General features: G+C 57.6%; 24 protein-coding genes and 1 pseudogene. 13 read left to right on the forward strand and 12 right to left on the reverse strand.

The window, feature by feature from the left end:
- Positions 1 to 39: 39 nt before the first annotated feature.
- On the reverse strand, positions 40 to 297 hold the full coding sequence (locus ACR0NW_RS09010; RefSeq protein ID WP_480450064.1) for an FAD assembly factor SdhE: 258 nt from the start codon (positions 295 to 297) through the stop codon (positions 40 to 42).
- The gene (locus ACR0NW_RS09015; RefSeq protein WP_480450065.1) at positions 297 to 686 is read right to left on the reverse strand and encodes a helix-turn-helix domain-containing protein; all 390 of its coding nucleotides are present in this window, start codon (positions 684 to 686) and stop codon (positions 297 to 299) included. The genes ACR0NW_RS09010 and ACR0NW_RS09015 overlap by 1 nt, the downstream gene beginning before the upstream one ends.
- A 90-nt stretch (positions 687 to 776) precedes the next feature.
- Between ACR0NW_RS09015 and ACR0NW_RS09020 the strand changes: the two genes are divergently transcribed.
- On the forward strand, positions 777 to 1,979 hold the full coding sequence (locus ACR0NW_RS09020; protein WP_480450173.1) for a pyridoxal phosphate-dependent aminotransferase: 1,203 nt from the start codon (positions 777 to 779) through the stop codon (positions 1,977 to 1,979).
- 13 nt (positions 1,980 to 1,992) lie between these two features.
- Entirely contained in the window at positions 1,993 to 2,394 is a 402-nt protein-coding gene (locus ACR0NW_RS09025) for a hypothetical protein (protein ID WP_480450066.1), read from the forward strand.
- Positions 2,395 to 2,411: 17 nt separating this feature from the next.
- Here ACR0NW_RS09025 and ACR0NW_RS09030 read toward each other — a convergent pair whose 3' ends face one another.
- Entirely contained in the window at positions 2,412 to 3,776 is a 1,365-nt protein-coding gene (locus ACR0NW_RS09030; protein ID WP_480450067.1) for an MATE family efflux transporter, read from the reverse strand.
- 103 nt (positions 3,777 to 3,879) lie between these two features.
- Between ACR0NW_RS09030 and ACR0NW_RS09035 the strand changes: the two genes are divergently transcribed.
- Entirely contained in the window at positions 3,880 to 4,521 is a 642-nt protein-coding gene (locus ACR0NW_RS09035) for a TIGR02453 family protein (protein WP_480450068.1), read from the forward strand.
- A 4-nt stretch (positions 4,522 to 4,525) separates the two neighbouring features.
- On the opposite strand, the gene ppk2 is transcribed toward ACR0NW_RS09035, so the two are convergent.
- On the reverse strand, positions 4,526 to 5,455 hold the full coding sequence (ppk2, locus tag ACR0NW_RS09040) for a polyphosphate kinase 2 (RefSeq protein ID WP_170651619.1): 930 nt from the start codon (positions 5,453 to 5,455) through the stop codon (positions 4,526 to 4,528).
- A gap of 154 nt (positions 5,456 to 5,609) precedes the next feature.
- Here ppk2 and ACR0NW_RS09045 point away from each other — a divergent pair, with 154 nt between their 5' ends.
- Positions 5,610 to 6,488, forward strand: a complete 879-nt coding sequence (locus ACR0NW_RS09045) for an alpha/beta fold hydrolase (protein WP_480450069.1) — start codon at positions 5,610 to 5,612, stop codon at positions 6,486 to 6,488.
- A 66-nt stretch (positions 6,489 to 6,554) separates the two neighbouring features.
- Here ACR0NW_RS09045 and ACR0NW_RS09050 read toward each other — a convergent pair whose 3' ends face one another.
- Both ACR0NW_RS09050 and ACR0NW_RS09055 read right to left on the reverse strand, forming a co-directional pair.
- On the reverse strand, positions 6,555 to 7,163 hold the full coding sequence (locus ACR0NW_RS09050) for a carboxymuconolactone decarboxylase family protein (RefSeq protein ID WP_480450070.1): 609 nt from the start codon (positions 7,161 to 7,163) through the stop codon (positions 6,555 to 6,557).
- 167 nt (positions 7,164 to 7,330) lie between these two features.
- The gene (locus tag ACR0NW_RS09055; protein WP_480450174.1) at positions 7,331 to 8,197 is read right to left on the reverse strand and encodes a DMT family transporter; all 867 of its coding nucleotides are present in this window, start codon (positions 8,195 to 8,197) and stop codon (positions 7,331 to 7,333) included.
- A 231-nt stretch (positions 8,198 to 8,428) separates the two neighbouring features.
- Between ACR0NW_RS09055 and parE the strand changes: the two genes are divergently transcribed.
- The 4 genes from parE to ACR0NW_RS09075 all read left to right on the forward strand — a co-directional run bounded on the left by parE (position 8,429) and on the right by ACR0NW_RS09075 (position 12,169).
- Positions 8,429 to 10,387: a DNA topoisomerase IV subunit B gene (gene parE, locus ACR0NW_RS09060; protein ID WP_480450072.1), complete on the forward strand. Its 1,959-nt coding sequence runs from the start codon at positions 8,429 to 8,431 to the stop codon at positions 10,385 to 10,387.
- Positions 10,388 to 10,480: 93 nt separating this feature from the next.
- Positions 10,481 to 10,978, forward strand: a complete 498-nt coding sequence (locus ACR0NW_RS09065) for a hypothetical protein (protein WP_480450073.1) — start codon at positions 10,481 to 10,483, stop codon at positions 10,976 to 10,978.
- Between the two features lie 3 nt (positions 10,979 to 10,981).
- The gene (locus tag ACR0NW_RS09070; RefSeq protein WP_480450074.1) at positions 10,982 to 11,596 is read left to right on the forward strand and encodes a hypothetical protein; all 615 of its coding nucleotides are present in this window, start codon (positions 10,982 to 10,984) and stop codon (positions 11,594 to 11,596) included.
- Between the two features lie 291 nt (positions 11,597 to 11,887).
- On the forward strand, positions 11,888 to 12,169 hold the full coding sequence (locus ACR0NW_RS09075) for a hypothetical protein (RefSeq protein WP_480450076.1): 282 nt from the start codon (positions 11,888 to 11,890) through the stop codon (positions 12,167 to 12,169).
- Positions 12,170 to 12,187: 18 nt separating this feature from the next.
- On the opposite strand, the gene ACR0NW_RS09080 is transcribed toward ACR0NW_RS09075, so the two are convergent.
- The gene (locus tag ACR0NW_RS09080; RefSeq protein WP_480450077.1) at positions 12,188 to 12,958 is read right to left on the reverse strand and encodes an alpha/beta hydrolase; all 771 of its coding nucleotides are present in this window, start codon (positions 12,956 to 12,958) and stop codon (positions 12,188 to 12,190) included.
- Positions 12,959 to 13,140: 182 nt separating this feature from the next.
- On the opposite strand from ACR0NW_RS09080, the pseudogene ACR0NW_RS09085 reads away from it, so the two are divergent.
- Positions 13,141 to 13,896: pseudogene (locus tag ACR0NW_RS09085) on the forward strand (hypothetical protein); the annotation flags it as partial.
- Positions 13,897 to 13,903: 7 nt separating this feature from the next.
- Here the strand turns inward: ACR0NW_RS09085 and ACR0NW_RS09090 are convergent.
- Positions 13,904 to 14,581 (reverse strand): TIGR04283 family arsenosugar biosynthesis glycosyltransferase, encoded by a 678-nt coding sequence (locus ACR0NW_RS09090; RefSeq protein ID WP_480450079.1) that lies wholly within the window; start codon positions 14,579 to 14,581, stop codon positions 13,904 to 13,906.
- A 73-nt stretch (positions 14,582 to 14,654) separates the two neighbouring features.
- On the opposite strand from ACR0NW_RS09090, the gene ygfZ reads away from it, so the two are divergent.
- Entirely contained in the window at positions 14,655 to 15,392 is a 738-nt protein-coding gene (ygfZ, locus tag ACR0NW_RS09095) for a CAF17-like 4Fe-4S cluster assembly/insertion protein YgfZ (protein WP_480450080.1), read from the forward strand.
- A gap of 113 nt (positions 15,393 to 15,505) precedes the next feature.
- Complete coding sequence (locus ACR0NW_RS09100) at positions 15,506 to 16,450, forward strand: ABC transporter transmembrane domain-containing protein (RefSeq protein ID WP_480450081.1); 945 nt, start codon at positions 15,506 to 15,508, stop codon at positions 16,448 to 16,450.
- Between the two features lie 78 nt (positions 16,451 to 16,528).
- Here the strand turns inward: ACR0NW_RS09100 and efp are convergent, their stop codons facing one another.
- On the reverse strand, positions 16,529 to 17,092 hold the full coding sequence (gene efp, locus ACR0NW_RS09105; protein ID WP_170651600.1) for an elongation factor P: 564 nt from the start codon (positions 17,090 to 17,092) through the stop codon (positions 16,529 to 16,531).
- Positions 17,093 to 17,311: 219 nt separating this feature from the next.
- On the opposite strand from efp, the gene ACR0NW_RS09110 reads away from it, so the two are divergent.
- Positions 17,312 to 17,632, forward strand: a complete 321-nt coding sequence (locus tag ACR0NW_RS09110; protein WP_146347248.1) for a DUF6280 family protein — start codon at positions 17,312 to 17,314, stop codon at positions 17,630 to 17,632.
- A 160-nt stretch (positions 17,633 to 17,792) separates the two neighbouring features.
- Positions 17,793 to 19,250 carry a cobyric acid synthase gene (locus tag ACR0NW_RS09115; RefSeq protein WP_480450083.1) on the forward strand — a complete coding sequence of 486 codons (1,458 nt, stop codon included), beginning with the start codon at positions 17,793 to 17,795 and terminating at the stop codon, positions 19,248 to 19,250.
- Positions 19,251 to 19,253: 3 nt separating this feature from the next.
- On the opposite strand, the gene ACR0NW_RS09120 is transcribed toward ACR0NW_RS09115, so the two are convergent.
- The 3 genes from ACR0NW_RS09120 to ACR0NW_RS09130 all read right to left on the reverse strand — a co-directional run bounded on the left by ACR0NW_RS09120 (position 19,254) and on the right by ACR0NW_RS09130 (position 22,389).
- Positions 19,254 to 20,147 (reverse strand): hypothetical protein, encoded by an 894-nt coding sequence (locus ACR0NW_RS09120; protein ID WP_480450084.1) that lies wholly within the window; start codon positions 20,145 to 20,147, stop codon positions 19,254 to 19,256.
- 75 nt (positions 20,148 to 20,222) lie between these two features.
- The gene (locus tag ACR0NW_RS09125) at positions 20,223 to 21,641 is read right to left on the reverse strand and encodes a TolC family outer membrane protein (protein ID WP_480450085.1); all 1,419 of its coding nucleotides are present in this window, start codon (positions 21,639 to 21,641) and stop codon (positions 20,223 to 20,225) included.
- Between the two features lie 94 nt (positions 21,642 to 21,735).
- Complete coding sequence (locus ACR0NW_RS09130; RefSeq protein WP_480450086.1) at positions 21,736 to 22,389, reverse strand: protein-L-isoaspartate O-methyltransferase family protein; 654 nt, start codon at positions 22,387 to 22,389, stop codon at positions 21,736 to 21,738.
- Between the last annotated feature and the right edge of the window lie 169 nt (positions 22,390 to 22,558).

Genomic DNA, 22,558 nt, shown 5'->3' on the forward strand with positions numbered 1-22,558 from the left:
AACCGAATTCCCGAAAAATCGGTTAAGCCGGGTTTTGATCTATTTTTGAAACGTTTGCGCGATATCCGCGATCAGATCAGTATAAGGCGCGGGCGGCGCGACCTGCCCCGTCACCCACTGATACAGGTCCTGATCGTTCTCGTGCAGCAGGGCGTCATAAACTTCCAGCCCCGCATCATCCATCGCCGCAAGGTTACGGTCGGCATATGCGGACAGGATCAGATCCATTTCCTTGATCCCTCGACGCATCGACCGCATCTTCATGCGCCTGATCCGGGTGTCGCGCGGCTCGGTCACTATGCCTGCTCCATCAACTGACGCAGTTTCTTTTCCAGTCTGGCGGCGCGTTCGATACTTGCGCGCATCTCACCACGGATTGCCCGCAACTCTGCTGCAATCGACGCCATGTCCGCAGCCTCTTCGCTCAGTTCATCGGGCGCAACCATCCCCTCGCCCTCGCCGGTCAGCAGCCACTTGATCGAAACGTTCAGCATTCCGGCCATCATCGAAAGCCTGTTTGCGCGCGGTTCGGACAGATCGTTTTCCCATGCGATGATGGTCGCCTTTTTGACACCCAGGCGCCGCGCCAACTGTGCCTGGTTCATACCTGCCGCGTCACGCGCCCCAGCAAGGCGATCCCCAAAGGTGGCTGCGTCCGGTCCATACCAGTCTTCATTCTCACTCATGGGGTCTCCAATTCCGTCTTTTCATAGCGCTTGATCGTCATTCGGGCGCACCCTATGACAGTCAGGCTGAACATACAAACCGAGGCCCCCATGAACTTCCTGTCTGCGACATTGTCCCGCGTCAAACCCTCGCCCACGATTGCAATGACTGCAAAAGCGGCAGAGCTGAAGGCAGCGGGCCGCGACGTAATCGGCCTCAGCGCGGGCGAGCCCGATTTTGACACACCGCAGAATATCAAAGACGCCGCAGTGGCCGCGATTGCAGCGGGAAAGACCAAATACACCGCCCCCGATGGTATCCCGGAACTGAAACAAGCGGTGTGCGCCAAGATGAAGCGTGACCACGGGCTGAATTACACACCGGCACAGGTTTCCGTCGGCACGGGTGGCAAGCAGACGCTGTATAATGCGCTGATGGCCACCTTGAATGATGGAGATGAGGTGATCATTCCCGCCCCCTACTGGGTCAGCTATCCGGATATGGTACTGCTGGCGGGTGGCACACCGGTTATTGTCGAAACAAGTCTGGACAACAGCTTCAAGCTGACCGCGCAGCAGCTTGAGGATGCAATTACACCCAACACAAAGTGGTTCATCTTCAACTCGCCCTCGAACCCGACCGGCGCGGGTTACAGCCGCGATGAGCTGAAGGCACTGACCGATGTGCTGCTGCGCCACCCCCATGTCTGGGTCATGACCGACGACATGTATGAACATCTGGCCTATGACGGGTTCGAATTCTGCACCCCCGCGCAGGTGGAACCGCAGCTTTATGACCGCACGCTCACCTGTAATGGCGTCTCCAAGGCCTATGCCATGACCGGCTGGCGCATTGGCTATGCCGCTGGTCCGGTCGAACTGATCGCTGCCATGCGCAAGGTGCAGTCCCAGTCGACGTCCAACCCCTGCTCCGTCAGCCAGTGGGCCGCGGTCGAGGCGCTGAACGGCACACAGGCGTTTCTGGCCCCCAACAACGAAACCTTCAAACGCCGCCGCGATCTGGTCGTGTCGATGCTGAACGAGGTTGACGGCATCACCTGCCCCCCCCCCGAAGGCGCCTTTTATGTCTACCCCTCCATCGCCGGGCTGATCGGCAAGACGACCCCGGCCGGCACCGTGATCGACAGCGACGAAGCATTCGCAACCGCGCTGCTGGAAGAGGCCGATGTGGCAGTTGTTTTCGGAGCGGCCTTTGGCCTGTCGCCGAACTTCCGGGTCAGCTATGCAACCTCGGACGAGGCGCTGACCACGGCCTGCACCCGCATTCAGCGTTTCTGCGCCGCCCTGACCTGAACGGAGGCCAGCGATGTCCGTCAGCTTGCCCGAATACTACTTTCGCACCCGCGAAAACGGCGCAGCCGTGTTTCGCGTGAACACCGAAAACCGCCAGCAGCGGATCGAGATGGAGCAGATCGCCGTCATCAACATCCGCAATGGCGAGGTCAAGCCACAGGGCGGGCGCGAGTTGACGGATCAGGACAAGGCCCGCATTGAAAGCTGGATGGACGACCGCAGGGCCCTTCTGGCGCAGCGGGACATCGACGATATTCACCGCACCGTCGATCACCTCAACCTGACCACCCAATGGGCGCAGTCCAAGGCAACCGAGGCGCAATTGGACGAGGTCACCGACCGGCTGCTTATGGCCATGCACGATTTGCGCTCGGTCCTCGTCAGGAAAATGGCGGATCGTCAGTCAAAAGACTGACCCTCAGGCGGCACCTGCTATTCCGCAGGCACGCCCACCTGCTGTACCGATCGCATCCAGAACCGCGCCATCAGCAATACCCCCGCAAAGGCAAGGCCCAGCACAAGGCCCAGCCAGATGCCGATCCCTTCCATGCCCTGCACGAAGCCAAAGTAGTAAGATGCCGGGATGCCCACGACCCAATAGCTCAGCGCAGCCATCACCATGGGGATCTTTGCGTCCTGCAATCCGCGCAACAGTCCCAGCGCGATCACCTGCGCGCCATCCACCAGCTGGAACAGCGCCGCCATCGCCAGCAGACCGCTGCCAATCGCCAGAATCTGCGGACGCTGCGGATTGTCCGGCTCCATGAACAGCGAAATCAACGGCTCGGCACAGGTCAGAAACAGGATGATCGTCAGGATCGACACGACCAGAGACATTGCTGTAACCGTAATCGCGCCCTTCTCAAGATGGGCCCGATCCCTGCGGCCCAGCGCGTTGCCCGCCCGGATCGTGGCAGCATTCGACAGCCCCAGATGCACCATGAACGTCGCCGAGGCCAGATTCAGCGCAATACCATGCGCCGCCAGCGGCACCTGTCCGATCCAACCCATCATGACGGCGGATGTTGCGAACAGCGACACCTCGGCCAGCAAGGTCAACCCAATGGGAACGCCCAGCCGCAGGACGCGGAACCACATCTCCCAATCCGGACGCCAGAACCGCTGGAACAGGCTGTGTTCCGGCAATACGCGCACCGCGTAAACCACGACGGCCACCAGCGATACGGCCTGCGTCACGACCGACGCGATTGCGGCACCCATAACGCCAAGCTCGGGCGCACCCCAGTTCCCAAAGATCAGGGCATAGTTCGTTACCCCGTTGACCAGCGCCGCCGCCACGGTGATCCACAGTACGATCTGCGTCCGCTCCAGCGCGGCCAGATAGGATTTCAGCACCATCACCAGCAAGGCCGGGAACAATCCCCACCCCGCGACCCGCAGATATTCGGACGCCATCGCGGCGGTCTGCGGCTCCTGTTTCAGGGCGATCAGGATCGGGTAAGACCACCACAGCAAAGGCATTGTCAGTGCCCCGTAAAGCAGAGACAACCACAACCCCATACGCGTCGAACGGCGAATGCTGGTTTCATCCTCCTCGGCCGCTGCAGTCGCCACCATCGGCATGACGGCCAGGCCAAATCCGCCGCCGAACAGGAACAGGACAAAGAAATAGCTGCTGGCCAGCGTCACAGCCGCCAGCGCTTCGACCCCGTACCAGCCCAGCATGACCGTATCGGTCAGGCCGATGGCAAACTGAGCCAGATGCCCGCCGATCAGTGGCAGGCCCAATACCGCAATTGCGCGGACATGGCCGCCATATGTCATCACCTTGCTCATCCGACCACGCTTAGAAATGCCCGCCGAATTTCGCAAGGGGTATGCAAGATATTTCAATCCGAGACTCTGGCGCTAAACTGACCGAACCAGCAGGAGCCCGCCGATGCCCGACCCTTTCGCCCGCCTCATTCCCGATGCCCGAACCTTTCTGGCGCAGCTTGCTGCAAACAACACCCGCATGTGGTTCACCGAGCACAAGACGCAATACGAAGCTGACCTTAAAACCCCTGCCACCCTGCTGATGGAGAAATTTGCGCACCAGATTGGCCCGGGAACCGGGACAAAGCTGTTCCGCCCACAGCGGGACGTGCGCTTTTCCAAAGACAAAACACCCTATCACACCCATCTTCACATGCTCTGGTCCCTGCCGGGTGATCGCGCATTGAAGGTCGGGTTTTTCTTCGGGATTTCACCCGACTATGTCTCGGTGGGCGGCGGCGCGATGAGTTTCGACAAAGCCGCTCTGACCGCGTGGCGAAAGGCGGCAGACTCAGACACAGGCGCCGAGCTGGCCGCCCTGCTGGATCAATACAGGTCGCAGGGGTACCGGATCGACGAACCGGAACTCAAACGCGTCCCGGCGCCGTTCGACAAGGATCATCCGCAGGGATCTGTGCTGCGCCGGAAATCCATCACCGTCTGGCAGGATCTGCCGCAGTCTTCATTTTCGGCACCGCAAGCAGCTCTCGGTGAAACGTATCAGGCCCTCAGCCCCCTATTGCGCCTTCTGACAACCGGAGTCTGACCGTTCAGCCCGCGCGCGTATCCGGATGCAGAGCGGTGCCCAGAATATGCTCGGACTGATGAATGACATGATGCGCCTGCCCCACGATCAGCGGATCGGGTTCACCAACCAAGTCGTGGTCTTTTCCCGGATACTCCAAAGTCGACAGGAAATGACGCATACAGTTCAGCCGTGCCCGCTTCTTGTCATTCGACTTGACCACCGTCCACGGCGCGTCGGCTGTATCTGTGTAAAAGAACATCGCCTCCTTCGCCTCGGTATAATCGTCCCATTTATCCAGACTGGCCTTGTCGATCGGTGACAGTTTCCACTGCTTCAGCGGATCGGTTTCACGGCTTTTGAACCGGCGCAATTGCTCGTCGCGGGTGACCGAGAACCAGTATTTGTACAACCTGATCCCTGACCGCACCAGCATCCGCTCCAGATCCGGTGTCTGGCGCATGAACTCCAGATACTCGTTGGGGGAACAGAAACCCATCACCCGTTCGACCCCTGCGCGGTTGTACCAGGACCGGTCATAGAACACCATTTCTCCGACCGTCGGCAGCTCCTGCACGTAGCGCTGGTAATACCACTGACCTTTCTCTTCCCAGGTCGGCTTGTTCAGCGCGACAACACGGGCCTGACGCGGGTTGAGATGTTCCATGAACCGCTTGATCGTTCCACCCTTACCAGCGGCATCGCGGCCTTCGAACAACAGCACAAACCGCTCGCCGGTTTCTTGCGCCCACAATTGAACCTTCAGCAACTCAGCTTGCAATTTCGCCTTTTCGATCTCATAGGACCGGCGGGCCATTTTCCGGGGGTACGGATACCTGCCACTTTCGAAAGCCTGCCGGATTTTCTCCGGGCTGGGCTCGGACACGCGCGGTTTGTCAACCGGCACTACCTTGATTTCCTCCTGTTTCTGTTCGTTTTGGGCCACGGCGTCCATATATTCTCTCCTCGGGTTCACTGTCCGGCCAAAGCCTATCAGCCCCGGAATGACCCTGCGTTGACTGGTGTCAAAAAAGCTTCACAAACTCCAGAAAAATCAAAATGCTGTGGTCATGCCACCGGAATTGAACGGCACCCCGAAGGAGGGCGGAATGTTAACGGAAACCACGGACCTGAACGGCCAGCCCTTTTTCCTGAGAAAATGGGGCGATCCCGGCCTTCCAACCCTACTCATGCTGCACGGCTTTCCGGAATACGGCGGCGCCTGGGCCGATCTCGCCCCGCATCTCGCGCAGGACTTCCACTGTATCGCCCCGGATCAGCGAGGATACGGTCAAAGCTGGGCGCCGGAAGGTACCGAAAACTATGTCCTGTCCGAACTGGTTTCAGACATGGCCGCCCTGATCGAACAACTGGGCGCGCCGGTTACCGTGTTCGGCCATGACTGGGGCGCGTCAGTCGCCTATGGCCTTGCCATGTTCCGCCCCGAACTGGTCAGCCGCCTGATCATCGCCAACGGCGTCCACCCCGTGCCCTTTCAGCGCGCCATGGCCGCGGGCGGCGCGCAATCCGCAGCGTCCCAGTACATCAACCAGCTGAGGGCCAAAGACTCCGCCGACTGGCTGGCGGCCAACAACTTCGAAAAGCTTGAACAATTCTTCCGCCACGGCATGGGACTGGACTGGATGTCCGATGACCGGATGGAGAGCTATCGCACGGAATGGGCACGCCCCGGCCGCCTGAACGCCATGCTGAACTGGTACCGCGCCTCGCCCCTTATCGTGGCCGAGCCGGGCAAACCGCGAACCGATCTGCCCAAGCTGCCGCTCGACCGGCTTAACGTAACCTGCCCGCACCTGCTGCTCTGGGGACCGGATGACATGGCCCTTCTTCCCGAAGCAACCGAAGGTCTCGAAGACTTCGCAGCCGACCTCACGCGCATCCCGATCCCCGGCACGGATCACTGGCTGCACCACCAAAAACCTCAAACGGTCGCTGCTGAAATTCTGAACTGGATACAGCCGCGCTGATCCGCTTCTTCATTTGGCCAAAAATACTCCGAAGAGCGCGAGAGGCAGCGCCTCTCGCTCCTGCCCTCACCGATGTCCCCAATCCTCGGGGTTGTCCGAATTGTTCGGCGACAGACCCAGAACATCGCCCTTGGTCGAGCATCCAAGCCCAAGAACGGTCCTGTTCGCATACGAGAAATACGAGCTGACCTGATTGATCTCCAAAATCTCGCCGTCGTCCCAACCCGCGCGCCGCAGGGTTTCGACGTCATTTTCCGTCAGTGCCGCCGGATCCTCGGTCAGTATCTGCGCATACCGCATCGCCGCGATCTGCGCCCCGTCCAGCGGCGCGGCATCGGGATCGCGCGCCTCGATCGCGGCCCGGATCGCATTTCCTCGCTCGGCATCTCCCAACAGTCGTTGCAAACCCTGAAAATGATGCTCAACGCAATAGGCGCATTTGTTCAGCGAGCTGACCCAGACACCAAGCGTCTCCAGAAACCACTTCGGAATCTTGTTTCCGGTGTGGTGCAGCACGTTCTTGTACAGCGCCATATGGCCTTCCATCGAATGCGGCCGCAACGAATGCGCCATCATGATGTTGTCCACATTGTTGTCCGGGCCGGTCACCCGCTCGTACAATTTCTTCAGCTTGCCCGTCGCCTCTTCAAACGGCACTGTCCTGATCCAGCTCATGCGGTACCTGTCTTTCCTCTCGGTTGAACGTCAGGCGCAGTCTAGTAACAATTCGAACCGGTTACGAGGCAAACTTCCGGCGATGACGCAACGAGGTTAAGCCGCAGGCAATGAACGACAGGTCCGAGTCCAACTCGACCAAAGCTGTGCGGTGGACGAATGGCAGCTTAAGCACGGTGCGCTTGCTTTTGATGAATAAACAATGAACCAAAACCAGAGAAAGCGATCAAAAACAGTCCGAGCAAGGCGTAAGTGTCCGGCCAATCCCCAAATACGAGAAATCCCGCCAGTGTTGCCGAAAACAACTGGCTATAAACGAGCGGCGCAATGAGGCTGGCCTCAGCCGATTTGCTCGCGATAACCAAGAGGAAGTTGCCAAGAGCTGACCCGAGAGCACTAACGCCGATGAGGGCCAAAACTGGCAACCCCAAATCGGGGAAGTTCACGCTCAATCCGAACGGTGTCAAAAGAACCGAGCCGATGATAAGCTGCGACATCAGCAAAAACCGTGGCCGATACAAACCAGCGACGGTTCGCGTCATCGCTAGGTAGGCGCCATAAAACCCACCCGCCGCAAGAGCGAACGCCATGCCAAAAGTCGCTCCAAAACCCGGCTTCACGACAAGCAATACGCCCAAAAAGCCAAGCGCTAAAAGCATGCTTCGGCTTCGCGATGGAGTCTCACCTAGAAATAGTATCGCTAAAACATACGAGACGATGGGACCTACAAAGAATGCCCCAAACACATTTGCAATAGGCTCAGTGCGCAGTGCCGTTAGAATGCAGCAGATTCCTCCAGTGATGAATGCCCCGCGAACCAGTACCCGCCAGTCACGCAAATTCGGAATCTCACGCAACGCGATTCCACTGAACGGCAATAGCACGGCAGCCGCCAATGCAAACCTTGTCCAAGCGATGAAGAATGGATCGACGCCACGTGCTGTCAAAAGCTTTCCAGCGGTGTCTCCAATTACAACGAATGAAACTGCCACAAAAACAACGCCAGCAAGTCGGAGCAAATTCGTCGAGTCCATTTCAGAAATATCTTTCAAGAGTCTTCAATCCGCGCACCGATAGCATGCTGATATCTGGAAGGCACGCCGCAAGCGGACTTTATTGGATTAACCCCGAACGGCGGATTTGTCCGCACAGCAGGCCTCCACCCCATTCCTCACTCTCAAATCGCCACAACACCTCGCGCCCCTCTTCCCCCGGCACACATCACCTGCCATAATGGGCCAAACCCAAAAACAAGAGCAGCACCTATGCCCGACGACCTGTTGACGCCCAGCGCCTCCACCACCTACGACGCCTCCTCGATCGAGGTGCTCGAAGGGCTGGAACCCGTGCGCAAACGCCCCGGTATGTATATCGGCGGCACGGACGAGCGCGCTTTGCACCATATGGTCGCCGAAATCCTCGACAACTCGATGGACGAGGCCGTCGCTGGCCACGCCAACCGGATCGAGGTCGAGCTGCACGCAGATTACGCCCTGACCGTGCGCGACAACGGTCGTGGCATCCCGATCGATCCGCACCCCAAATTTCCGGACAAATCGGCGCTTGAGGTGATCCTGTGCACCCTACACGCGGGCGGCAAATTCTCAGGAAAAGCATACCAGACCTCGGGCGGTCTGCACGGCGTGGGCGCGTCCGTGGTCAACGCCCTGTCGGATTCGATGGTCGTTCAGGTGGCGCGTGACAAGCAGCTGTTCGAACAGCGGTTTTCACGCGGTATCCCCCTTGGCCCGGTCGAAAAGGTCGGCGCAGCCCCCAACCGGCGCGGCACCACCGTCACCTTCCATGCGGATGCCGACATCTTTGGCCATCACAAGTTCAAACCGGCCCGCCTGTTCAAATCCATCCGCTCCAAGGCCTACCTGTTCTCGGGCGTGGAAATCCGCTGGAAATCCGCCATCGACGACGGCGAAACCCCGACCGAGGCGTCCTTTCACTTCCCCGGCGGTCTGTCGGACTACCTGAAGGAGACGATGAACGGCTCCTCCACCTATGCCGAGCAGCCCTTTGCCGGCACCGTGGACTTTCAGGAGAAATTCAACACCCCCGGCAAGGTCGAATGGGCGATCAACTGGACGCCGTCGCGCGACGGGTTCATCCAGTCCTACTGTAACACCGTCCCCACGCCCGAAGGTGGCACCCATGTTGCGGGTTTCTGGGCCGCGATCCTCAAGGGAATCAAGGCCTACGGAGAGCTGATCAACAACAAGAAGGCCGCACAGATCACCCGCGAAGATCTGATAACGGGGGGCTGCGCGTTGGTCTCGTGTTTCATCCGCGAGCCCGAATTCGTCGGTCAGACCAAGGACCGCCTCGCCACGGTCGAGGCACAGCGGCTGGTCGAAAACGCCGTTCGTGACCATTTCGACAACTGGCTGGCCGCCGACACCAAATCCGCCGGGGCCATCCTTGACTTCCTGATTCTGCGGTCCGAAGAACGCCTGCGCCGCCGTCAGGAGAAAGAGACCGCCCGTAAATCCGCCACCAAGAAACTGCGCCTGCCCGGCAAGCTGGTCGACTGCTCCGCCACCAACCGCGACGGCACCGAGCTGTTCATTGTCGAGGGCGACTCGGCCGGTGGATCGGCCAAGATGGGCCGTGACCGCAAGACACAGGCCCTGCTGCCCCTGCGCGGCAAGATCCTGAACGTGCTGGGCGCGGCCAGCTCGAAACTGGGCACCAATGCCGAGATCAACGACCTGACACAGGCGCTGGGTGTTGGCCTTGGTACCAAGTTCAATGTCGACGATCTGCGATATGACAAAGTCATCATCATGACCGACGCGGATGTGGACGGGGCGCATATCGCCTCGCTGCTGATGACGTTCTTCTTTACCCAGATGCGCCCGATGATCGACGCGGGCCACCTGTATCTGGCCTGCCCGCCCCTCTACCGTCTGACGCAAGGAGCGAAACGCGTCTATTGCCTGGACGAGGCCGAACGTGACGAATGGCTTGAAAAAGGTCTGGGCGGCAAAGGCAAGATCGACGTCTCACGCTTCAAGGGTCTGGGCGAGATGGACGCCAAGGACCTAAAAGAGACCACGATGGACCCGGCCTCCCGCAAACTGATCCGCGTCACCATCGACGAGGACGAACCCGGCGAGACCGGCGATCTTGTCGAGCGCCTGATGGGCAAGAAACCCGAACTGCGGTTCCAATACATTCAGGAGAACGCGCGGTTTGTGGAGGAGCTGGATGTTTGAGGATGTTGAAGCTTACTTAACTGAGTGTTCCTAATGTGCTAGAATGACGCGTAAGTCTTTTTACGTTGTATTACATCACAGGGTCCTTAGTAATTGATTTCTGAAGCCTTAATATATTTTTTATGGGGATTTGCGGTAGGTGCCATTCCAACTATTTTGATTAAATCAAACTCTGTGGAAAATTTTGGTCATTGGGCTACAGTCGCCGCGGCTATTGTTGCCTGTTTCGCTTTGTATTTCAGCAATAAATCTGCAACTGAGCAACTACGCCAATCAACTTTGACCGCTCAGAGCCAAATCACGTTAGAACAAATGACGAAACTAAGAGAGCTGTCCCACAAGATCAAAACACCAGAATTTCGCTTTGAGGACTTGATTCTTGAGTACCAAGCACTTCACAAGTTGTACCTCATGAGCTTTTTGAATAAAAAGCAATGGGATTACTTTTTAGCAGATATGGAAAATGCGATTCTAAATGTTGACGTCGATTGCCGTTATTGGGGCCATTTCGTCGAAGCCAGACCGTGGGACAAAGACTTCAAACCCACTTTGAAATACGCAGTGGTCGCTGCTAAAAAAAATTGTAGGTGACAAATGAAAAGCTATGTTTTCACTCTTTTGGCATTATTCTTTGTTCCTACAAATGCCGTTGCCGAATCTGCGGTTATTATAGCCGCTAGTGAAGATGCACGAAAAAGCAGTCATCTGGCATCTAGCAAATTTGAGTTCGGGATCAGCAAATTTAGGTATGTTTCGGCAGAATTAGACAGAATGTCTAGCGAAGGTCAATCCATGGATGCCGAAACAACGCAAATGTTACAGAATTTATTAGAGGAATTCAAAACTGACATATTGGATGCTTCCAAATACTATTATGAAACTGCAGGACATCTCGACGCCGGTGACAAATTACCTGAGCAGCTCAGCCTTGTTCAATTTCCTGAAAATACCAGTGAAAATACAAAGGAATCAATTAAAATATACTTCGACAATATTCTGTTAATCGGCGAGAAACCGCCGACCTCTCCTCCCGATGCATATTACTTTGCTGGCGACTTATTGTCCGGATTTATAGCCGCGAATTCAACTGAAATTGACACCATAGTCTCACCCAGCGACTTTGGACCAAGAAAGATTGTTGGAGACCGTCTGACAATAATAACTCAAATTTTGTCTGGGCTCACCGAAGTATTGAACCTCGATTCTTGAAAACGAACATAACTGAGCAGAAGTGGTCTTCTGCGATCTCTTTGTGCATCCTTGCCTGCACAAAACAATTTGTTGATTTAGCCATTGATTAGGTATCCAAAGCGCTGCTTTGCCGGAGAAATCCACCGGCAAGCTCCACATCTCCATAAACGGCCAACAAACGCCCCCCTTGCCTAACCCGCTGATCCCGTTCACACTTCCCCTCAATCTATCATACAAGAACGACATTTGAGGTTCCGAGCGTCCAAGACCCAATTTCAACGAACACGAGATTTCGAACGGGAGGACGACATGAAAACACTGACCCTCGGGCTGGCTCTGACCTTTCTGGCCACCCAGGCCCCCGCACAGCAGATGCTCAGCACCGCATCCCCCATTCCGGAAGGCGCAGAAACGCGGTTTTGCTATTACGACGGCATGGCCTATTCCCCGGACGCCTTCATCCTGATGGTCGGCGACAACACCGTGACCTCGACCACCCGAACGCGCGAGGAACGGCTGTTGCGCTGCACGCGCAAGGACGACGGCACCCTGCATTGGAAACCGCAGAGCACCTTTCAGGTCAGCAAATAGGACGTCCGGGCGGGTACTTTACCCTACCTTTTCGTCCAGCCAGCCTGCGATCTGGCTGGCGACCGTCTGCCATCCCGGTTCCATGAACAGGAAATGCGCGTGGCCTTCGGCCAGCAGGAACGTCCCGCGTTCTCCGTACATTTCGGCCAGCGCGCGGCAGGTGTCGGGGTTCACTGCCCGATCCTCGGCACCCGAGACCACCAGAACCGGGCAGTCGACCTTGTCGATATTAACCTTCATCGCGTGATGGTCGTCGAACATCCAAAAGAACATCTCGAACATCACCCGCCCGCTTTCCGCGCCGAGTTGGTCGAACACCGCGTGCTGCTGCGCCTCGGGCATTTTGTTCAGCGCAAAGGGGGCCATCAGGTCGAACTCGACCCGCATCGGCTGTTTCCAGAACGCCCCACCCTCCATCAGCGCGCGCGGCACAGCGCGTTCGTCGTCGGTTTCCGGCAACGTCCCCCACGGCGCGTTGGGGTTGATCAGAACGATGGCGCTGGCTAGCCCGCGCGCCGCCACCTGCTGCGCCACCACCCCGGCGATGGCATGGCCAAGCAGCACCGGCTTGCTGTCCAACCCTTCGACAAACGCCGCAATGTCATTGGCATAGTCCATCACACTTGTATCGGTCAGCCCCGGATCGGGCTCCGCCTTTGGGTCGCCCCCGTGATAGCGCAGCGCGGGCGTGTGCACCGTCCAGCCCCGATCGCGAAAGAAGTCCGCGTAACCCTCCATGCACCACGGACCGGCAAAGGCACCGTGGATCAGAACAATCTCTCTGGTCATCAAATGCTCCCTCATCTCCCACCCTCAGTATGAGATCGAAAAAAGGCGCGCGGCAAGCCGGACGGGTTTGTACAAACCGGACAAACCCACCCCAGGGGCATGTACAAAACGGAAGAAACACCCCTGCCCTACATCTTCGTGAACCCGGTTGCCTGATTGCCCGCACCCCGTAAACTTCCCCCATGACGTTCATAACCGAAAACCAGTTGCCCCTGCTGATCCTGTTCTTTCTGATCGGATCGGTCGGCACCGCCTTTCTGTTTCGCAAACCTGCCGGTCACCGTGCGTGGAAACTGGCCGATCTCGTCTGGGTTGTTCTCGGTGGAATCGGCGCGCTGGTGGCGGTGCTGGCGGGGCTTTACACCTCGGACAGTTCGCGGCTGGACCGGCAGATCGATGTGGCCTATGCCGCCACTCTGGCCTTTGACCGCGACGCCGCGCGGTTCCGTCTGCGGTTTTGTGATCCGGCCTATGATACTGATATTTCAGTATTATGTGAGAAGGTCGAGTTCCTGTCCGCCTCAACCGCAAGCAACGCGGAGCTGCCATTGTTCATCGCGGTGACAAATGAAGTGGCCCCGTTGCAAGGTCTGCGTTTCCTGTTCGGTGGTCAGGCCAGGGACGAAATGGACGAGGTGCGCAATATGGCGGCCAAGGCAGATGCGTTCGATATCGAGCAGTTTCTGGTCTTCACCTCGGTGGACGAGGCCACCCAGATGGCGATCGACAATATGCGGCGAAAAGTTCCAACAATTGCAGGTGATTACGTAATTTTGGCGCAAAGCTACGATGATCTGATCGAACAGGTCGGAAAGCTGAAAGACGAATGGGAGTACCTTCAGGCCAACGCGCATATCCTTGTGTTGCAGATTATAGCGCTATGTCTTGTCAGCTTTGCCGCACCGTTCCGCCTGGGCAAATCCATCATTGAACTGCGCGCCAGCCTCAGCGCCGATACGACTGCGCCAGCTTCTCAGGGTCCGCCCCCAGAAGATATCGCGTCAGAGTATACAGATTCCGTGCCCCACGCCGAAACCAGCCTGAGCGAACATAGCGCTCCGCGCTCGTAACCGCACGAGCAGGCAAGAGTGTGACGCCGGACAGGGCTCGGACAAGTGCCACATCTTCCATAAGCGATTGATCGGGATAACCGCCTGCTGCCTCATATTGGCGGCGTGTCATCAGCAACCCCTGATCCCCGTAAGGCATTGAAAACAATCGGCTACGCCAGTTGGCCCAGCCTGACACAAATACCGGCCAGAACCCCTTGGCACGAAAGGCCAGACGGAACGCGGCCGGGGAATCCGAAGTGTTCAGGTGCTCTGCCACAACCTCGCTCCATCCGGATTCGAGCACAGTGTCCGCATGCAGAACAAGCAACCAATCCCCACTTGCCGCCTTGCATCCCTTCAGCAGTTGGCCGCCCCGGGACGGTGCCCCGGCAATCACATGCGCACCGGCTTCTTCGGCGATGTCGAGCGTGTGATCCGTTGACCCGCCATCGGAAATCACCAACTCGCGTATCAAGCCGGCCTGAAGCCCTTCCATCAGGGCCTCCAGCGTCGGCATCAGGTCGTCACCGGCATTCAGTGTTGGAATCACGATGCTGATCGGTGCGGGCACGTCTGATAACCTCTGGTCATGGCTGCGCGATCTCCTATATCACGGGGTCCGAGGAAATGACGAGGACCATCCCATGCCCACCCGCCGCATTCTGCGCCTGTCCGGCAAGGACACGGACACCTTTTTGCAGGGTCTGATCACCAACGACGTGCAGGGGCTGGATCAAGGCCTTGTCTATGCCGCGTTGCTGACACCGCAAGGCAAATATCTGGCGGATTTCTTTCTTAAGCGGGATAGCAGCTCGGTTTTGTTGGATGTTGACGAAAGCATTGCAGACGGGCTGATCAAAAGGCTTGGGATGTACAAATTACGGGCCGATGTGATGATCGAACCGACGGGCCTGCACGTCCAGCGGGGAACCGGACCGGTACCCGAAGGCGCTTTGCCTGATCCAAGACACCCGGATATGGGGTGGCGTGCATACTCCTCCGATCCCGAAAGCGATGACGGAAGCGACTGGGATTCGATCCGGGTGGCGCATTGCATCCCTGAGACCGGCATCGAGTTGACTTCGGACAGCTATATTCTGGAATCCGGGTTTGAAGCGCTGAACGGCGTGGATTTCAAAAAGGGGTGTTATGTCGGGCAGGAAGTTACGGCGCGGATGAAGCACAAGACAGAACTGCGCAAGGGGCTTCGGACCGTCTCGGTTCAAGGTCATGCCCCCTTGGGGACCGAGATCACATCCGATGGAAAACCGGCCGGCACCTTGTTTACCCAATCCGGTGACAGAGCAATCGCCTATCTACGTATGGATCGCGCCAAAGGAGAGATGCGCGCGGGCGACGCGATTATTCACCTGCCCGAATGATCTGACACTCATGTGGCCAATGCGGCACGACTGATCGACGCTTGCTGGCATCTATTTGAACTTGGTGGCGACCGGGTTCAAACTCCGCTCAGATTTCTGACCGGGTTAGGCACATGTTAAAGCTCTACGCAGCCATCTGGCGGGCCAGTTCAGGCCGTCAGATCATTCTGATCCTGCTTTCGCTGGCGATTGCGGCCCTTGCAGCGGCTCCATTAGAATTTCAGCGGGACATCATCAACCATCTGACAGCGCAGGATATCGAAAAAGAAAAAATCCTGCTCCTCGGATCAGGGATGATGGGAGTGATCCTGCTGAGCCTCGCACTTAAATGGCTACTGGGCTATCGCTCGGGAACGTTGGGAGAAGATATCATTCGGTTGATCCGTCAGCGTCTGTACGTCCGCGCGGCTGATGTAGGGGAAACCGGCGAAGACGTTCGCCACGGCACGATGAGCACCGCCATTTCCGCAGAAGCCGAAGAGCTGGGCAAGTTCGCAGGCGGGGCATTTTCCGATCCCGTCGTGCAAATCGGGACCCTTATCAGCGTCATCGGCTACATCTCGTCCACGCAGCCGGGGCTGGGCCTCATAGCGATCTCGATGATCCTGCCGCAAATTGCGATTGTCCTGATTTCCCAAAGAAAAGTGAACATTTTCGTAGCCGAGCGTGTGCGCATCCTGCGCGCTTCGACCGACAACATGACCGCCGAAGACCTCGACAAGGTTGCACAGGAAATCAATGAGCGATTTGACGCGATCTATGAAACCCGCCGCAAGATGTTCATTTGGAAACTGTCCGCCAAATTCCTGCTGAGCGCGATCAACGGGGCCGGCACGGTGGGCATTCTTGTTCTTGGGGGATGGCTGGTCATGAACGGCAAAACCGATGTCGGAACGGTTGTCGCCGCCACAAGCGGGCTGGCAAGGATTCAGGGGCCGACCTCATTCCTGATCGCCTTCTACCGACAGGTCAGTGCCAACCGCATCAAGTATGATCTGATACTGGAACTATTCGGGAGTCATCCGGAACGCTATCGTCACATCCGGGTCAGAAAGTAGTCGCTGTCAGGAAAACGGGCTGCGCCGATATCGACACAGCCCGCCTGGCAATGCTTGCAGATAGACGATGACGCGACGTTATGCTCGCTCGGAATATTCCATGGATTCGGTGTTCACGACGATCATTTCATCCTGCCCGATAAACGGCGGCACCATGACCTTGACACCATTATCCAGAACCGCAGGCTTGAACGAGTTGGCAGCGGTCTGCCCTTTGACCACCGGCTCTGTCTCGACAATCTTGCAGGTCACCTTTTGCGGCAGTGCGGCATTCAGTGCTTCGTTTTCGTAGAACTCCACAACAATCGTCATGCCGTCCTGAAGGAAGGGACGGCGATCGCCCAGCAGCTCTGCGGGCAATTCGATCTGCTCATATGTTTCGGAGTCCATAAACACCAGCATACCGTCGGATTCGTACAGGAATTGCTGATCTTTTTGCTCAAGACGAACCCGCTCGACCTTGTCGGCGGAACGGAAGCGTTCGTTCAATTTCGAACCATTGCGCAGGTTGCGCAGTTCGACCTGGGCAAATGCCCCACCCTTGCCGGGCTTCACGTGATCGACCTTTACCGCGGCCCACAGCCCGTCGTTATGCTCCAGAACATTGCCGGGGCGAATTTCGTTCCCATTGATCTTGGGCATAGCTTAAATCCTTCACACATGGTTGATGCGGCAGTTGCGCTCCCTATATCTGGCGGGAGCGGCCCTTGCAAGACAACGACACCTAGTGCTGCAGTTGCAGAAAGCCATGCAAATGACGCAACGCAACTATGCATAATAAGTGTATCCGAATCGCGCCTAATAGGTCATAAGGACCGCCACGCCGAAAATTGCAAGAGCAAGAAAAACAAGGAAGACGAGATGAGAGATTTCGTTGACGGCACCGCCTTTAACAACGAGCAGGGAAACCGTGCTCGCAAGCTGTTCGCGGCTGTTGTATTGGCCGCGCTGGATGATGCCATTGCCGATGACAAGAAATATGGCAACGGACCGGAACAAATCGCCCGCTGGGCACGGTCGCGCGACGGGCGCGAAGTGTTGACCTGCGCGGGGATCGACCCGAACGAACGCGTTGTGAGCGGGTTGATGGATTTTGTTGGCCGCGGTGTGCGGACATCGGTCGCGCTGTCGCGTGAAGAAAGTGAACGGCGCAATGCCGCACAGCAGGCTGAAGCGGCTTAACACCACTTCAACCTTATAAAAAAGGCGCGCTCGCATTAGCGGCGCGCTTTTTTGTTTCCTGCTTCAGGCTGTTCGTCGGTTTCGGTCGGCAATCGGACCTTTCCGGGCTTTCCTCCGACTGCGAATTCAGGTCATCTGCGCAGGAACGCAGGAGGTCGCCATGGTTCGTGCCATCATGATTCAAGGTACCGGCAGCAACGTCGGAAAATCGGTGATCGTAGCTGGTCTGGCGCGGGCTTTCACACGGCGCGGCCTGCGTGTGGCTCCGTTCAAGCCGCAGAACATGTCCAATAACGCCGCCGTTACTGAAGATGGTGGTGAGATCGGTCGCGCTCAGGCGTTGCAGGCGCGGGCCGCAAACAGATCACCGCACACGGATATGAACCCGATTCTGCTGAAACCCGAGACGGATACCGGAGCACAGATCATCGTTCAGGGCCGTCGCGCTGGCACGATGAAGGCCGGGGATTACCGCAAGGACAAATCCAAACTGCTGGGCGCCGCGCTGGAAAGCTTTGGCCGCCTGTGCGCTGATGCTGATCTGGTGCTGATCGAAGGCGCGGGAAGCCCTGCCGAAACCAACCTTCGGCAAGGTGACATCGCCAACATGGGGTTCGCCTGCAAGGCTGGCGTCCCTGTGGTTCTTCTAGGCGACATCCATCGCGGTGGTGTGATTGCACAGATCGTGGGCACGCAGGCAGTTCTGGATGCGCAGGACCGGGCAATGATCCGGGGCTTTGCCATCAACCGATTCAAGGGTGATGTAAGCCTGTTTGACGAAGGCCGCGACGAGATTGCCGCCCGTACCGGCTGGCCGTGCCTTGGAGTGGTTCCGTGGTTTCACGACGCATGGAGGCTGCCTGCCGAAGATATGATGGACATCCGTTCGCATGATGGCGGCGGTTGCAAAATCGCCGTACCTCAGCTTGAGCGGATGGCGAATTTTGATGACCTCGACCCCCTGTCCTGCGAACCTGGCGTCAGCGTCGAGATCGTTCCCGCGGGCCGCCCCCTACCCGGCGACGCCGATTTGATCCTGTTGCCCGGAAGCAAGTCGACAATCGGTGATCTGAAATATTTCCGCACTCAGGGCTGGGACGTCGATCTATGCGCCCATGTACGCCGTGGAGGTCATGTATTGGGGCTGTGTGGTGGTTATCAGATGCTTGGCAAAACCATTTCTGATCCGGATGGTGTCGATGGTCGCCCGGGGGACGTGGAAGGGTTGGGATTGCTTGATGTTCACACGGTTATGGCTGGTGAAAAGAGTGTCCGACTGACCACCGCGAAGGCCCTGCCAAACGGCGAACCCGTCAGCGGCTATGAGATACACATGGGCCGCACTGATGGCCCGGATTGCTCACGCGCTTGGTTGGAGGTTGAGGGACGACCTGAAGGCGCAGTCAGCAGCGATGGCCGCATTCGTGGCAGCTATTTGCATGGAGTGTTCTCTTCCGACCAATTCCGGGCAAGTTACCTTGCCGGTTTGGGCGTAAAGTCAGAGTCGGCCTATGAGGACGGAGTGGAAGAGGCACTGAATGCACTGGCAGATCATCTGGAAAAGCACATGAACCTGGACCAGTTGCTGTCGTTGTCAGGCCCCGTCAATTTAACCTGATCGTTATTCGAGATCTTTTGCCGCCAAAGCGCGAAGTATCTCGCGGCGGACAAGCTTGCGGACGTTTCGTGTGATCCGCTCACCCAATACGCCCTGCAATTCTTCGCGGACAACTTCCGACACCAAGGCACGCAGCGCGTTTTCGTCCAAAGCCCCCTTGCCCTCGTCTGACCCGGCATTGTTGGTGCTGGTTTCAGGGGTGTCACCACTCGGTTCAAATCTTCTGCGGGAAAACATCACGCGTTCGTCGGGCGTGGATACTTCATCCGCCGGTTCGCCTGCGCCGTCGGCATCGACATGCTTGTCCTTTTCCGACCCGGCATTTTCATGGTCCTTCGCCGATGCCTCTGGCCGGGTCCACATCATGGGCCGAATGCGCGTTCCAGAATATGCATCGTCGCTTTCGCCGTCGGGTTCCCACTGATCCTCGGTCTGCGCGATCGCCGCCTCCAAAGCTTCGATCTTCGCACTCAGGCTGTCGGCAAGATCCTCACGAACGGGATTGTCACCGGCCCCTCGCATCTGAGCATTTTCCGGCTGAGGGGTTTGGGTTTTGTCGGCAAGGGACGGATCAGCCGCCTGGACCTCATCTTTTACGATGTCGGACGGGCGCAGCAACATCGGCTGACCTGCCTCCGAATCCAACGAGCCCAGCTCGGACGGTTCCGACGCCGGAGACGCATCCAGTTCATCCTGCGACAGAATCAACAGTTCATCATCTTCGTCTATGATCGCCGGACCAGTGACACGCAGTGCCTCGGTCAGAACCAGCCGACCTGGTTTGCGTTTGGCTGACTGCAACGACTCAAAAGACTCTGAAAGCCCCTCTTCGCTGACCAACCGTTTGACCGAGGACAGAACGTCCTCGATCTCTGCTTTTGCGACGCTATCTGACATTGTTCTCTACCGCTCTAACCCTCGGGTTCAAGTGTAGCCAATCAAGTGCCAGCTCACAACAGGTAGCGATCACCGTCAGTCCCGACGCAACGCTTTGAGCACGCGATCCAGGTCGCGGCTTTGCCGGCTGACCTTCGCCGGAGCCTTCTTGACCAGATTGTAGTAAAGCGTCGGGTCATAGATCTGCACCGCAAGACCCAACCGCTCGGCGGTCAGCAATCCTTGCGATTGCAGCAACTGATAAGCCGCCAGCGAACGCTCGGTCCTTGCCGAAACTTCCGAGAGTTGCGCATCCAGCAAATCCTGCTGAGCGGTCAGCACGTCCAGCGTTGTCCGCGCACCCAACGTCGCCTCTTCGCGAATTCCGTCAAATGCAACCTGCGACGCACGAACGCGTTCGGTCGACGCCGTCAGGCTGGCTGTTGCGGTTTCAAACCGGACGTAAGCGTCGGTTACACCCTGAGTGATGTCCTTTTGAACATTCAGCAAATTCGCCCGCGAGGCATCCCGGCTTGCCATTGCGCGGCGCACATTCGCGGCCAGTCGACCACCGGCATAAATCGGCTGACGGAAGGTGAAGGCCACCCCTGCGTCATTCTGGTAGTCATCGTTGTCGAAGTCTTCGCTGATCCCGGCATCTGCCTCCAAACGCACATTCGGCCCAAGACCGGCACGCTGTTGTTCAACGACAAGATCCAAGGCGCGAACCTGATGTTGCGCCGAAAGAATCGCAGGGTGATTTCGTTGCGCCAGACTTACCGCTTCGGACAGCGAGCGCGGCAAATTCGGCAGGCTTGGCTGCCCGGCGGTCCGTCCCGGCTGTTTGCCAACGGCGTTCACATACTCGGCCCGCGCAGTGTCGAGATCACCGTTCGCATCCGCAAGCTCTGAGCGGGCACTTGCCAACTGGGCCTCAGAGAGGGCCACGTCAGTACGCGTCACTTCGCCAACTTCAAAGCGGTCCTGAGTCGCCCTCAGTTCCTCACTCGAGAGGTTTACGTCGTTTTCCTGGATCCCGACGGTTTCTTCCTGCAGCAGAACGCCCAGATAAGCTATTGCCGCCCGGAACAGAACCTGTTGCTCGATATCGATCAGGGATTGACGCGTTGAAAGTACTGTTTCCTGAGCCGACTGTTTGCCCAGAATGGATGCACCACCGTCGTAGATCAGCTGGCTCAGCGTAAGTCCGGTAAAAAATCGCGACGGTTCCGTCGTGACGACGACCCCGCTGGTGCGTGTTCGGGTGTAGTCCCGGTTGACCCTGGCTGTCCAATCGATGATCGGGCGCAGCGCCGAAAGCGCGATCGCCACATCTTCGTCGGCGGCCCGCAATAATGCCCTGTTCTGCTCTAACAGCCCGCTCGTGTTGTAGGCGCCAATGAAGGCGTCCGTGAGATTATCGGCCGATGCCTGCCTTATCGGAGCTATGGTCAATGCCAGCCCCGCCGCGAACGCGAAAGCCTTGACGGCTTTTCTTCCTGTCGCTCTGCGCATTTGTTGTTCCTCTCAAATCAAAAAAACCTGCCCAACAGGCAGTTTGCGCCTTTGACTTGAACTAATCAAGATGCCTCAGAAATCCGTTCGCGAACTATAGCGAAAATGCACACTCTGCGGAAAACCCCGGTAAAATCGGTGCGCTTGCGTTGAAAGCAAAACGCCATGTGACGCGCCCTCCGGCCTTGTGACCGATTTTAACGGTCCCCAGATCGCCCTCCATGAACACGCACGCGATGCGGCCATGATCCTTCAGTTGATCCAGCAATTCGTCCGAGACGCGTTCAACGCCACCCTGAACAAGTATTACATCGTAAGGTCCGTGTTCTGCAGCCCCCTGGGCAAGCGGTCCGGTGTGAACGATTGCATTGTCCACATCGGTTTCCGTCAGAAGGTCCTGCGCCTCGGATGCGAGTTGCTCATCCTCTTCGACGGCCACGACAAGCTGGGCCATACGAGCCGTCACAGCGGTCGAATATCCCAAGGCCGGCGCGATATCCAAAACCAATTCCTCATTGGAAATGTTGAGTGCGTCCAACATCTTGGCCAGAGTTCTGGGCTCCAGCAGGCAGCGACCATTCCCGATGTCCATCAGATCGCCGACATAGGCGGCTTCGCGCAGGGCATCCGGCACGAACTTTTCGCGCGGCACCGACAGCATGGCATCGATGATCGGGAACTTGGTCACATCGGACGGGCGAACCTGGGTATCGACCATCGTCCGGCGGCGGGCTGCGAAATCTGTCATTGGATCGCTCTTATTTATCCCTCGGTTACCGGCTTTTGCCACATCCCGGTCGCACCAGCAACGCCTTCAGGTATGAAATCCGGTCGCAGTCAGCAAGTTTGCCTGACCGCCGATCCGCGCAAATTTGACACCCAACTTAATTATCTAGCGAAACGGATCAGAGAATCCG

This window comes from Ruegeria sp. CF5 (assembly GCF_056537325.1).